Annotated in this window: 10 protein-coding genes and 1 riboswitch; of the genes, 1 reads left to right on the forward strand and 9 read right to left on the reverse strand. The window is 66.7% G+C overall.

Going from position 1 to position 13302, the window contains the following annotated elements; all coding sequences use genetic code 11:
• Window positions 1-45: 45 nt before the first annotated feature.
• Entirely contained in the window at window positions 46-810 is a 765-nt protein-coding gene (locus tag AC07OK_RS07685) for a sulfite exporter TauE/SafE family protein (RefSeq protein WP_494689756.1), read from the forward strand.
• Here the strand turns inward: AC07OK_RS07685 and AC07OK_RS07690 are convergent.
• The 9 genes from AC07OK_RS07690 to AC07OK_RS07730 all read right to left on the reverse strand — a co-directional run bounded on the left by AC07OK_RS07690 (window position 800) and on the right by AC07OK_RS07730 (window position 13290).
• Window positions 800-2857, reverse strand: coding sequence for a TonB-dependent receptor (locus AC07OK_RS07690; protein WP_494689757.1), 2058 nt, complete (start codon window positions 2855-2857; stop codon window positions 800-802). The genes AC07OK_RS07685 and AC07OK_RS07690 overlap by 11 nt on opposite strands.
• The gene (locus AC07OK_RS07695; RefSeq protein WP_494689758.1) at window positions 2854-6939 is read right to left on the reverse strand and encodes a cobaltochelatase subunit CobN; all 4086 of its coding nucleotides are present in this window, start codon (window positions 6937-6939) and stop codon (window positions 2854-2856) included. Before AC07OK_RS07695 ends, AC07OK_RS07690 begins: the two co-directional genes overlap by 4 nt.
• Window positions 6926-7261 (reverse strand): DUF2149 domain-containing protein, encoded by a 336-nt coding sequence (locus tag AC07OK_RS07700; RefSeq protein ID WP_116990142.1) that lies wholly within the window; start codon window positions 7259-7261, stop codon window positions 6926-6928. Before AC07OK_RS07700 ends, AC07OK_RS07695 begins: the two co-directional genes overlap by 14 nt.
• A gap of 1 nt (window position 7262) precedes the next feature.
• Window positions 7263-7859 carry a MotA/TolQ/ExbB proton channel family protein gene (locus tag AC07OK_RS07705; RefSeq protein ID WP_217941810.1) on the reverse strand — a complete coding sequence of 199 codons (597 nt, stop codon included), beginning with the start codon at window positions 7857-7859 and terminating at the stop codon, window positions 7263-7265.
• Between the two features lie 184 nt (window positions 7860-8043).
• Window positions 8044-8264: riboswitch (cobalamin riboswitch) on the reverse strand.
• A 1-nt stretch (window position 8265) separates the two neighbouring features.
• Window positions 8266-8652, reverse strand: a complete 387-nt coding sequence (gene cueR / locus AC07OK_RS07710; protein WP_494689759.1) for a Cu(I)-responsive transcriptional regulator — start codon at window positions 8650-8652, stop codon at window positions 8266-8268.
• Window positions 8649-10880, reverse strand: coding sequence for a heavy metal translocating P-type ATPase (locus tag AC07OK_RS07715; RefSeq protein ID WP_494689760.1), 2232 nt, complete (start codon window positions 10878-10880; stop codon window positions 8649-8651). The genes cueR and AC07OK_RS07715 overlap by 4 nt, the downstream gene beginning before the upstream one ends.
• 57 nt (window positions 10881-10937) lie before the next feature.
• Entirely contained in the window at window positions 10938-12167 is a 1230-nt protein-coding gene (locus tag AC07OK_RS07720; protein ID WP_494689761.1) for a glycosyltransferase, read from the reverse strand.
• Window positions 12168-12169: 2 nt separating this feature from the next.
• Entirely contained in the window at window positions 12170-13003 is an 834-nt protein-coding gene (locus AC07OK_RS07725; protein WP_494689762.1) for an alpha/beta fold hydrolase, read from the reverse strand.
• Entirely contained in the window at window positions 13000-13290 is a 291-nt protein-coding gene (locus AC07OK_RS07730) for a hypothetical protein (RefSeq protein WP_494689763.1), read from the reverse strand. The genes AC07OK_RS07725 and AC07OK_RS07730 overlap by 4 nt, the downstream gene beginning before the upstream one ends.
• Window positions 13291-13302 lie beyond the last annotated feature (12 nt).

Raw genomic sequence — 13302 nt, forward strand, 5'->3', positions numbered from 1 at the left:
TACACGGTTATAATTAATCGTTTACCCGAACACTTTCGAGCCCCCATGCCGCCTGTCCCGCCACTTGAAATCCACATCGTCCTGATGGTCGCCGCCGCCGGTCTCATGGCCGGCGTGCAGAATGCACTGGCCGGAGGCGGCTCGTTCATCACCTTCCCCGCGCTGCTGCTGGCCGGCCTGAATCCGCTGGCCGCCAACATGACGTCCACCATCGCGCTATTCCCCAGCCAGATCACCTCCGCCTACGCCGGCCGCAATCTGGCAGGCGATGTCGGACCGCTGACGTTCAAGCAGATGCTGATCATCAGCGCCATCGGCGGCATCTTCGGCGCCATCCTGCTATTGAATACGCCGCCGTCGTTCTTCGCGCGGCTGGTGCCGTGGCTGGTGCTGTTCGCCACCAGCGTGTTCGCGTGGGGCAGCTTCCGCAAGAAACCGCTGCACGCCGCCGGCAGCATGCCGCGCTGGACGCTGGTGCTGGTGCAAAGCTGCATCGCCGTCTACGGCGGCTACTTCGGTGGCGGCATCGGCTTCCTGATGCTGGCCGCGCTGACCATCGCCGGCCAGCAGGTGCGCACCGCCGCCGCCACCAAGAACGTGCTGGCGATGGCGATGAACGCCGCCGCCACGCTGATCTTCGCCACCTCCAGCTTGATCAGCTGGCCGGCCGCGCTGGCGTTGTGCGCGGGCGGCATCGCCGGCGGCTTGTGCGGCGGATGGCTGGTTCACCGCCTGCCGGAAAAGGTCATGCGCGGCTTCGTCGTGATCGTCGGCGCCGTGCTGACCATCTGGATGTTCGTCAGAACATAGCCTTCAACGTCAGGCGCAAGGTGCGCGGCTCCACCGGATGGTAGTGGATGTCGTTGACGCCTTCGGCCGGCTCGCCCTGCAAGCGCGAGGGGTAGTAGTAGTCCACATCGCTGGACTTGCGGTCGAACAGATTGAAGGCATCCAACGACACCGCCCAGCGCCGGTCGATCTTGTAGCCCACCCGCGCATACGCAATCGCCGTCGTCGCCGAACGCTGGCTGTTATCCTCGATCAGCGGACGCGGACCAAAGTAACGCATCTGGAACGCGCCGGACCACGGACCGATATCGGTGATGGTGGCGCCGAACGACGCCACCTTGCCGATCGCGCCCGGAATGTAGTCGCCCACATCGTCATGCTCGGTGTAGTGAGCGCGCGAGTAGGCCAGGTCCAGGTCGAACAACAGCCATGGCGTGGCGATGTAGTGGTTGTTCCACTCGATGCCCGAACGATAGCTGCCACGGCTGGCCGCCGTATCGCCGGCGTCGCCGGAGAACACCAGCTCGGACGCCGAACGCAGCTTCCACAAGGCCATCGAACTTTGCAAGCCGGGCACGATCTCGGTACGCATGCCCAGTTCCGCGCCGCGCGTCTTGACCAGCGGCGTGACTGGGTCGATCGGCTCGCGTTCCTTCGGCGTCAGGTGCACGGTGGTGCCGCGCGCGTCGTTGCTGTGGAAGCCCTCGCCGTAGTTGATGAAGAATTCCGTCTTGGCCCATGGACCCAGCACCACAGACATCTTCGGCGACGTCATGCCCTCGCCTACCTTGCCGGTATTCTCGGCGATATTGCTGCTGACATCGAAGCGGTAACGGTCGTAGCGCAGACCGGCCGTGGTGCGCAGCCACTCGCGCCACTGCACCGTGTTCTCGAAGTAGACCGACGCATTCGCCTCCTTGACCTTCGACTGCGTAATGGTGCCGGTGATCTGGCGCTTGACGGTGCTGTACAGCGCCAGCGGCGACAGGTAATCGTAACGCCCTTGCAGGCCCACCTTGTTGTTCACTTCCAGTCCGCCCCATTTTCCGAACCAGGTTTGCGCCACGTCGAAGCCCGCCATGCGGCGCTTCTCGGTCTGGCGCGACTGGTCGCCGTCGACCGGATCATTGAGGAAGTAGGTAAAGTCGTTGTACAGGTCCAGGCTCGATTGCACCACGTAGGCATTGGCCTGCAACAGCGTGTCGCTGGTGCGCTGGCGCAGTGTGGCGGACAGGCTGTAACGCGAGGTGATGCCGCCGTCGCTGGTGTCGATGGCGCCGTAGGGACTGATCTCGCCGCTCCGCACCGCGCGCAGCGGGATCTGGTTGCTGGCGTACCAGGCGCCCCGGTAGAACATGCCGGTGACGCTGAACTGCTTGTCGCCGCCGCCCTGGCTGTAGCGCAGCACGCCCAGGCTTTTGTGGAAGGCTTCCGGGCTGACCCACGGACCGTTGTTGTGGCCCAGCTCCGCGCCGTAGACCAGGTTGCCCTCGCCCAGCGGCGTCGAACCGGTCAGGTTGGCGCGGTAGTACTGGTGCCCGCCCACCGTCGCGCTGGCGGTGTTTTCCTTCAGCTTGTTCGCCAGCCCCAGGTGCGCCGCGCCGGCGGAGGCGAAGTCGCCTTCGTCCGCGTAGTACGGGCCCTTTTTGTAGTTGATGCGGTCCACCAGCTCCGGCATCAGGAAATTCAGGTCGGTGTAGCCCTGGCCGTGCGCGTGGGTGCGCATATTGACCGGCATGCCGTCGATGAAGGTGGCGAAGTCGGTGCCGTGATCGAGGTTGAAGCCGCGCAGGAAGTACTGATTGGCCTTGCCGTCGCCGCTGTGCTGCGTGACGATCACGCCGGGCACGAACTCCAGCAGCTCGCCGGGACGCAGCGCCGGACGGTTGGCGATCAGCGCCGCCGTCACCGAGCCCTGGCTGGCGGCGCTGGAGGTGCCGACGCCGTTGTCGTAGTGGCCACGCACTTCCACCGCAGCCATGGTGGTCGCAGCGGCTGCGGCCTGCTCGTCGGCATGCGATGCAAGCGGCAGGCCCGCCACCAGCGCGACGATGGATTTGACGATCATAAGTACCCCTTCAATTTACTCAATTTATTCCGGCGGCCGACGTAGCCGACGCCGATCAGCGCGGCGGCCAGCGCCAGCAGCGCCAGCGTGCCGACGGTCTTCTGCACCGGCGTCAGGTTGGCCAGCGTTTGCATTTCAAAGCCATTGACCTTGGCGTCGGCGGCATCTGCCTTGGCCTTCGGCGCCGGCTCGGCCGGTTTGTTCTTCGCGTGCGCGGGCGTGGGCGTGGGCGGCGGCAGCTCCTGTGCCTTGGCCTGCAACGCCTGCAAGTCCGCCACCGCGTTCTGCATGGCGGCGTCGGTCTGCTGCTGCGTGGCCGTTGGCGCCGGAGGTTGCGCGGCTGGCGCCGATGATGCAGATCCGCCGGCACGGCCGGCAGCCGCAGCACCGCGCGCGACCGCCGCGTTGGTGCCCACGTTGGGCACGAACTGGCCGCTGAACTGCGGCGCGATTTTCATCGTCGCCTTGCTGCACGAATCGGCGCTGCACGACACGCCGGCATCCTTGATCGCCTGCGCGTTTTGCTGCACCAGCTTTTCGCGCACCGCGTCGCTCGGCTTCCAGTAACCGCGTTCGATCGCGCTCAGCATGCGGTCGGTGATGGCCTGGAAGGCGCGCAGGTTGCCGCTGCTGGCGAAGCGCTCGCGCACCTTCAGGCCGTGGCGGTCTTCCACATAGGTGTCGTACATGCGCTGCCATTTGCCGCCGTCCACCACTTCCGGCACGGTGACCTGCCAGGCCCACAGGTAGTCGACCACACGGTTGATGTAGCGCGCGCCGGAATAGCCTTCCTTCAGCATGCTGTCGGCCCAGCGCGGATTCAGGTAGCGGGCCTGCATCTCCTGGCCCATGTACTGCTCCAGCGTCTTGTGGCCCGGCTTGCGCGGGTTGGACAGGTCGCTGACCATCACCTCCGGCGTCTTGCCGTCCACGCTGCGGATCGCCATCGCGGTGCCGCCCAGGTACTGGAAGAAGTCGTCGTTGTCCAACGTCGCGAACAGGTTGCTGGAGCGGCTGTGCAGCGCGATCTTGCTGCCGCTGATGGCCTGCCTGAACAACTCGCGGCGCTGGCCGGGATCGGCCTTGTCGTCGCCCCAGTAGCCGGCGCCGAACGGATGGCTCATGCGGTTGATGAAGACGTCCGCCACTTCCTTCTCGTTCTGCCAGGCGTTGGTCAGCGGGATCAGCTTCTCGATCTGCGTGCCGTAGGCGCCGCTCGGCAGGCCGAAGATGCGCACGGACGCCATGCGCTGCGCCTCCTCGGCGCCGATGCCGCTGGCCTGCAAGGCGGCGACGGTCCTGCGGCTGTGCGCCTGCATCACGTTGCCGTCTTCGCCGGGAGCGTTGTCGTCCTGCTTCTGCGCCAGCTGCGCCGCCTGGTCCATCAGCGTCAGCAGGTTGCCGAACAGGTCGCGGAACAGGCCGGACGAGATCAGCGTCACGTCCACGCGCGGGCGGCCCAGCTGCTTGCGCGTCAGCGCTTCCACGCCGGTCACGCGGCCACGCTCGTCCCAGGTCGGACGCACGCCCATCAACGCCATCGCCTGCGCTTCCATGATGCCCTCGTGGCGCGAGGTTTCGACGCCCCACAGGTTCATGCTCAACTTGTCCGGCCAGACGCCGTGGCGCTTGCGATAGTCCTCCGCCAGCTGCTGCGCCAGTTTGTAGCCGGCTTCATAGGTGGTCTTGCTCGGGATGCGCGACGGATCGAGGCCGAAGAAATTGCGGCCGGTCGGCAGTGCATCGGGATTGCGTACCAGGTCGGCGCTGGCGCCGGTCGGGATGTAGCGGCCGGACAGCGCCTGCATCAAGCGCTCCAGTTCCAGCCCGGCGCTGCGTTCGATGTCGTTTTCCAGCTGGGCGATACGCTTGGTTTTCTGTTCCGCCGTCGACGTGGTGTCGAGGCTGACCACGGCGCGCGCGGTGGCATTGCGCAGCTCCGGCTTCGGCGCCACGCCGAAGGTGTGCAGGCCGAACGGCGTCAGCTTGCTACCGGTATCGTCCAGGTATTCCTCCAGGCCTTCCATGTCGGCTTCGGTTTTGAGTTCGGTCTTTTTCATGTCCTTCAACACGCCGCTCTTGGCCGCCAGGCGGTTGATCGCCGTCAGGTGGCTGCGCGCCAGCAGCGGGCTTTTTTGCTCGGCCACGCGGTAGTCGTTCAGCAGCGCGCCCAGTTCGCGCAGGTCGGGATTCAGGCCGGCCACGTCGAACGGTGGCGTCATGTGGTCGATGATGACGGCCATGCCACGGTGCTTGGCCTGTATGCCCTCGCCCACGTCGTCCATCACATAGGGATAGATGTTGGGCATGGCGCCGATCAGCGCCTCGGTCGGATCGCTTGCGGACAGGCCGGCTTCTTTACCGGTCAGCCATTCCTGCGTGCCGTGCGTACCGATGTGCATGACGGCGTTGGCCTGGAAGCCTTTTTGCAGCCACAGATAGAACGCGATGTATTCGTGCGACGGCGGCATGCTGACTTCATTGTGCAGCTTCTCCAGGTTCTGCTCCCAGGCGCGGCCGGGCTGCGGCGCCATCAGCACATTGCCGAAGCGGCGCGCCGGATAGACGAAGAACGGCTCGCCCTTGGCGTTACGCCACAGGACCGGCGCGTTCTCCGGCTTGCCCCAGGATTTTTCGATCGACGCGCGCAGCGGCTGCGCCAGCGTGGCGAACCACTTCTGGTAGTCGGCCAACGGCACCAGCAGCGCCTGGCCGCTTTCGGCCAGATGCTTCAGGCCCGCCATGTAATCGCCCTTGGATTTGCCGGGGTAGTTGCCCCACTGCTGGATCTCGCCTTGCAGCTCTTGCTGCGATGGCGGCAGCGCGTTCCCGGTCTGGTAGCCTTCCTGCTTCAGGCGCTGGACGATCTGCCACAGGCTCTCCGGCAGCACGTTCAGGTAGGCCGCGCCGATGGTCTCGGAACCGTGCGGATAGTTAAAGTACAGCATGGCAATGCGCTTGTCGCCGTTGGCTTTGAGACGCAAGGCCATCCAACTGGCGACGCGCTCATTCAAGCGTTCGATGCGCTCGGGGATCGGCGTCTCTTCGACGTAGGCCAGGCCGGTCTGCGCATCGCTGATGCGTTCACGGCTGGCGACCACGGTCGGCTGGATCAGGCCTGCCACTTCGGCGCCGGCCAGCTGCCAGGTGCGTTCGATGATATCGAGGCCGATCTTCGATTCCTGCCACTGCGCCAACGACTGCTGGCTCAGGGTGATGGCATTGATCGCCGGGACGCCGATCTTGTCCAGCAGCGCGCCGGTGTTGGCGGTGCCGCCCACCTTCATGCCCAATGCGACAATCAGCTCGACGCGGCTCTTGCCGTTTTCGTCCAGCAGGAAGCGCAGCGGCACGTCGTAGGGATAGCCGAACACTGGCAGCACGTTGTAGCCGCTGGCCTCAAGGCGCGCGACGATGGCGGCCAGCGGCAGCGTTTGTCCCGCCACCAGGCTGGCGCGATAGAACGGCACCGCGATCCATGGCGCGCCGGGCTTGTAGCTGGCGTAGCCTTGCAGGTACTGCTCGTAGCTGCCGGACGTGCGGTTGGCCGCCACGTCGTACAGGCCCACTTCCGGCATCGCATGCACCGGCGCGACGGACAGCCTGGCACCGAAGTGGTTGCGCAGGATGTAGCGCAGCAGGTTGCCCATGTTCTCCACGCCGCCTTCGCTGTGGTAGGACTGTATGGTTTTATCGTCGCGCACACCCTGCTCGCGCAGGCTGTCGTCGATGGCGCCGCCGACCGCGAACACAGGACGGCGCGCCTTCTGCAAGGCCTGCAGTTCGGCGCCCAGCGCCACCATGGCCTGGCGGCCCTTGGTATTGACGATCGCCACGTCGGCGCTGGTCAGGGCCGCGCGGTCGGCCGGCGTCATGCCGTTGGCGGGGATGATGCGCACGGCGACGTTCAGCTCTTTCAACTCGGCCTGCAGGCCGCGCACCGCCAGCACCGCCGGGCGCGATTCGATATCGCCCAGCATCAGCGCCAAGGTGCGCGGCGCCTGCGCCGAGTGCACATAACCGCCGACGCACAAGGACGCCAGCAACAGCAGCAGCGCCCACAATTTTTTATTCAGGTACATACACGACCTTCCCATCCGGCAGTTGATACGCGGTGCCCAGGCGTTTGCCGGAACCCGACAGCGGCTTGTCGCTCACTTTGCTCACCTTGATTTCGGCGCCCTTCTTGGTCAGCACCTCGACATGGCCGTCGGCGCTTTTCTTGGCGATGGTGACTTCGGAGTTCGGGTCCAGCAGGTCCATCATGTTCCAGGCCGAGAACAGCGCCAGCATCATGGCGACGATGAAGACGATGCTGGCGTCGAACAGGTTGGCGACGCCGGCCAGCGGGTCTTCGTTATGCTCGCCGATGCGGCTGTAGCGGTGGCGGTTCATATAGCGCATCTCAGGCTCCCGCGCGCACCAGGTGCGGCTTGTGGTCTTGCGCCGCGAGGTGGGATTCGGCCGCGTAGGCGATCTCGGTCAGGTCGCTGCGCAGCCAGTGCTCGCGCACCAGGCTCAGGACATAGGCGCTGACGCTGCACGCCAGGCCGACCACGGTGGCGGTAAAGGCGGTGGTCATCGACTCGGCCATCTTCGGCAGGTTGCCCTGCGCCAGGCCGGCCAGCGAGATGCCCATCGGGATCAGGGTACCCATCAGCCCCAGCGCCGGGCCGACGCGCACCACGAAGCGTACCCCGTCCAGGCGGCGCACGCCATTGACGTCGGCGCGCTGCACCAGTCGTTCAAGGCGGGCGTCCAGTCCTGGCTCGCCTTCCTGCGCGGTCAGCACGGCGGCCATCTCCTGCTTGGCGGTGGCGACCAGCACACGTACGCCGCGGCGGCGTTCCAGCCATTCGGCGCCGAAGGTGCCGAAGCACACCAGCATATGCAGCACTAGCGCCGCGATCCCCAGCAGCACGGGCAGGTACAGGATGGTGGAAATGGAATACAGCAGTGTCTCGATGGAGTGCACGGCCGCGTCGGCGGGCAGGTTAAACATAGGCGGGTCCTGTAGGCAGAGAGGAAAAATCGGGGCGCAGGCGCAGGTGTACCTGGACGGCGCGTGCGCAAGGCACGGCCGCCAGTCGGCAAGGCCGTGGCGCGCAAAATCGATGCATAGATGTAGATCGCAACAGATGCAAGCCGCTCACTTCCCCGTGAGCGGATTGAAAAGAAATGCCTGGGCATTTCCACCTGTCCTGGCCGGTATCCGGGCTGGCAAGCGACACCGCCTGACCTTCCCATGCGACTGCACAGTGGTTTGAAGAGGCGGATTTGTCGTCAACGACGACGCTTGTTTACCGTTGCGGGGGCAGCACATGTTGGCTGGCGTGGCCAGCTCCATGTTTCCCGTTTAACTGCGCGTCTGGACAGACGCGCGGGCACCAAAACCGGGCGATTATACTTTAGTTGGCCAGCGATTGGAGAATAGGACAGTCGGGGCGATGGTCGCCGTGGCAGCATCCGGCCAGTGTTTGCAGGGTGTCGCGCATTTCGGTCAGCTCGGCGATGCGCTGGTTCAGCTCCGCCACGTGGCCCATGGCGATGATCTTGACGTCGGCGCTGGCGCGCTCCTTGTTCTGCCACAGCGACAGCAGCTCGCGGATCTGGTCCAGCGAAAATCCCAGCGACCGCCCGCGCTTGACGAAGCGCAGCGCGTGCAGGTCGCTGTCGCCGTAGATGCGGTAGCCGGCCTCGCTGCGCTTGCCCGGCGGGATCAGGGCGATGCTTTCGTAGTAGCGGATCATCTTGGCCGAGACGCCGCTGGCCGCTGCCGCTTGTCCGATGTTCATGCTGGTCCTTTCTGATGGTCCGGCTTCCAGCGGCGCAGCAGCAAGGCGTTGCTGATCACGCTGACGGAGCTGAGCGCCATCGCGGCGCCGGCAACCATGGGGTTGAGCAGGCCGAAGGCGGCCAGCGGTATGCCGACCAGGTTGTAGATGAAGGCCCAGAACAGGTTCTGGCGTATCTTGCTGTAGCTGCGGCGCGAGATCGAGATGGCGGCGGCCACCAGCGCCGGATCGCCGCGCATCAGCGTGATGCCGGCGGCGTGCATGGCGACGTCGGTGCCGCTCGACATGGCGATGCCGACATCGGCGGCGGCCAGCGCGGGCGCGTCGTTGATGCCGTCGCCGACCATGGCGATGCAGGCGTCGCCGGTCTTCAGGCCGGCGACGGCGGCCGCCTTGTCGGCGGGGAGCATGTTGGCGATGATGCGGCCTATGCCCAGTTCCTTGCCGACGGCGTCGGCGCTGCCCTGGTTGTCGCCGGTGAGCAGGATGGTCTGGATGTGCATCGCATGCAGCGCTTCGAGCGCGGCGCGGGCTTGCGGTTTGACGCGGTCGCCGAAGGCCAGCAGGCCCAATAGCTGCGGCGGCTGCGGCGCGTTTGTAGCGGCCAGCCAGGATATCGTCAGGCCTTGCCGTTCCAGTTCCGCGGCGCGGACGCTCAACGCGTCGAGTGCGACGCCCTCCTCCTGCATCAGCCGCGTGCTGCCCAGGATCAGGCGTGCGCCGTCGACCATGGCCGCCACGCCGCGGCCGGGCAAGGCGGTAACGCCGGTGGCGGTTGGCGCAGCGGTGGCTGTGGCGACGCGCGCGGCGGCGGCATCGGTGACTGCGCGTGCCAGCGCATGCTCGCTGCCGCGCTGGATGGCGGCGGCCAGTTGCAGCAGCCTTCCTTCATCGACGCCAACCGGCTCCAGCGCCGCCAGCGACGGCTTGCCCTCGGTGAGCGTGCCGGTCTTGTCGAACGCCACGGTGGTGATGCGGTGCGCCAGCTCCAGCGCTTCCGCATCCTTGATCAGGATTCCATAACGCGCCGCCACGCCGGTGCCGGCCATGATCGCGGCCGGCGTCGCCAGTCCCAGCGCGCAGGGACAGGCGATCACCATCACCGCCACCGCATTGATGATGGCCCGCTCGGCATCGCCGCTCGCCAGCCACCAACCGGCGAAGGTCGCCAGCGCCAGCACCAGCACCACCGGCACGAACACCGCGCTGACGCGGTCCACCAGATGCTGCACCGGCGCCTTGGCCGCCTGCGCATCCTCCACCAGGCGGATGATGCGCGCCAGCGTGCTCTCGGCGCCCACCGCCGTCACCCGCACCAGCAGCAGGCCTTCGCCGTTGATGGCGCCGCCCGTCACATGGTCGCCGGCGTGGCGCGCCACGGGCAGGCTTTCGCCGGTGATGAGCGCTTCGTCGACATGGCTGGCGCCCTCCACCACCACACCGTCCGCCGCCACCCGCTCGCCCGGCCGCACCACCACCAGCTCGCCCGGACGCACCTCGGCGATCGGCACTTCGACATCCTGCGCGCCGCGCCGCACCCGCGCAGCTTCGGGCCGCAGCACCTGCAAGGCGCGGATGGCCGACGTGGTCTGGCGCTTGGCGCGCGCCTCCAGCCATTTGCCCAGCAAGATCAGGGTGATCACCACGGCCGACGCTTCAAAATACAGATGCGGCATGGCGGAGGTCGACGCCAGCAGCTGGTAGACGCTCAGGCCATACGCGGCGCTGGTGCCCAGCGCCACCAGCAGGTCCATATTGCCGCTGCGGGCGCGCAGCGCCAGCCAGCCGGCGCGATAGAATCGGGCGCCGAGCCAGAACTGCACCGGCGTCGCCAGCAGCAGCTGCACGCGGCCGTCCAGCATCCAGTGCACGCCGGCCAGTTCCAGCAGCATCGGCAACAGCAGGGGCAGCGACAGCACGGCCGCCAGCAGCACCGCGCGACCGCCGCCCGGATGGGCCAGCGTAGCCGCCGGCGCTGCGGGCGCGGGAGACGACGGCGTGCGTTCCGGCGTGGCGTGGTAGCCGGCCTGGTCGACCGCTTGCGCCAGCAGCGCGAAATCGAGCGGCTGCGACGACTCCACCCGCGCCGATTCGGTGGCCAGGTTGACGCTGACCTTGTCCACGCCCGGCACGGCGGCCAGCACGCGTTCGACGCGGCCGACGCACGAGGCGCAGCTCATGCCCTCGATGTTGAACGACAGCGCAACGGGAACAGCGGAAGTGGACATGGCTAACCCTATGGACGACTTGATGACAACAGCATCAAGTATCCCACGATGGGAAGGTCAAGCGCTTTTTTCAAGCGAAGCGAGCACCGTGTCGATCACGTCCGCGCCACGCACGGCGCCGTCGCAATGCCGGACGTCGCCCTGCAAGGCGGCCAGCGCGGAGCGCACCTCCACCGCGCCCAGCAGGCGATCGGCGTGCTCGCGCAGCATGTGCGGCGTATGGCGGCTGCGCGAGATCCGCGTCCCGGCCCCCAGCGCCTCCAGCCGCTGCGCAATCCAGGTCTGGTCGAACACAAAGGGCAAGGCGATCACCGGCACCCCGTGATACAGGGCTTCGGCGACGGTGTTGTAGCCGCCGTGGGCAAACACCAGGTCGAACAGCCCCATCAGATAGAACTGATGGACGAACGGCCGGCTCAGTATGGTCGCCCGGCATTCCAGGCCGGCCAGCGCCTCGGCCAACAGAGCGTCGGGCGCGGAAAACAGCAGCAGGCAATCGGCCTCGTCGTGGGACAGCACGATGTTGCGGAAGATTTTGAGCGCCGCTGCGCGGTTGTGTTCCATGCCAGCCAGCACCGAGCCCAGCGAAACGAACAGCTTCCGCCCCTTGAAGGCGGCGATGCGTGTCGCCAGCGTCCGGTCGGCCGCGTCCGGCTCGCGCGGCAAAAAGGCGGGGCCGATGAAGGAAACCGGCACCTGGCCGGTGGTGCCCCCGCCGCCGGCAGGCGCGCAAAATCCCGGCGTCGCAAAGCACAGGTAGTGTAGCGGCGGGCTCACCGTGTCCGCACCGCCCAGCAAAGCGCTCGCCAAGGTCGCGCCCAGCCCGGCGAACAGCTTATTGAAGGCATCCGCCATCCCCTTGCTGACGCAGGCCGCCGCAGCGTCTTTCGGCAAGAATTCCAATGGCGAGCTGATCGTGTACAGATACGGACAGCCAAGCTGCCGGCTCAGGAGCGGCGCCAGCGGCAGCAGTTGATCGAACACCAGCAGCTCGGGCGCAAACGCCTGGCACAGGCGCAGCGTGTCCGCAAAGACGGCCAGGCAGAATGCCTGCAAGGCGTCCAGCGCGTCGCCCACCAGATTGCCGCCGACGGCGCCGCCCAGCGTCTGCTCGATGGCCGTCGAGGGCAGCGCCGCCCGCCGCAGTCCCTCGGGCAGCCGGAACGGCCGCGCAAAATAGTCGATCACCAGCACCTCATGGCCGCGCGCCCGCAAGCCATCGGCCAGCGCCACCAGCGGCGTCATGTGGCCAAACAGCGGCGGCGCCGCGCAAACGATCCTGGCCATCGCTAGCTCGCCGTGCGCACTGGAGCGGCCTCGCGCTCCCATGCCGCGTCCGGCAGCGCGGCCAGGAAGCCTTGCAGCGCCGCCAGCACGGCGCCGGCCTGCTCGATGACAAAGTCATGCCCGCCTTCCAGGATGGTCACATCACAATCGCCGATCAGGGCGCACTGGCGCTGCGCATACGCATGATGTCCGGCGCGGCTGGAGTAGATCAAGCCAGTCTTGCAGCCGATGGCGCGCAACGCCGCGTCGCTGAACGGCGGGTCGCTCAGCACCTCTTGCCGGAAGCGCGTGGCTTTCAGATTATCCAGGCGCGACTTGGCGTTCAGCACCGCGCGCCTGCGCCCCAGTATGTCCGCGCGCAGCGTTTGCTTGACTGGATCGATGAATCCGCCACTGGGCGAAAAATCGCCGCCCAGCACGGCGCTGAGGCCATCGAGCATCTGGTCGATGTCGTGCGCCGACACCGGCAGCGGCGGCGTGTCGATGATCACCAGTCCGGCCGCCGAGCGCGGGTAGCGCATCGCCCATTGCGCCGCGATATGGCCGCCGTAACTGTAGCCAACCACCAGCGCCGGCACGTCGCCGGCATGGCGCAGGCGCACCCGTTCCAGGTCGTCCGCATGATCGGCCAGGCGGTAGCCGCCCGGCGTCGCCGGCGACAGGCCATGGCCGCGCTGGTCGTAGGCGACGACGTGATAGTCCTTCATCAGCCTGAACGCGTAGCTGAGCACCCACAAGCCGGCGCTGCCGGCCATGCCATGCACAAACAGAATCGGCCGCCGCTTGGCATCCCCCAGCGATATGGTGTTCAGCGGCACCGCCACGGCGTCGCTCACGCGGCCCGCGCCTGGCTGGAGTCGGCGATGAAGGCGGCGATATCGCCCACCGTCAGGCCGACGATCTTGCCCATGTCCATGCCGGCGAACCAGGACTCGAAATCAACGTCGGGAAACTTCCTCAGCATGATCTCGATCACCTTAGCGATTTCAATACTGTCGAGCTCCATGCCGCCGCTGAAGGTGGTGTCGCTTTCAATCACCATCTCGGCGGCCCATTGCTCGCCGACGACCTGGTGGACGGCGGCCCGGATTTCCTGCACGGCCCATGCTTTGCTGTTTGACATAGTGTTCCTTTG

This window comes from Duganella sp. GW821-FHT07G03 (genome assembly GCF_059418605.1).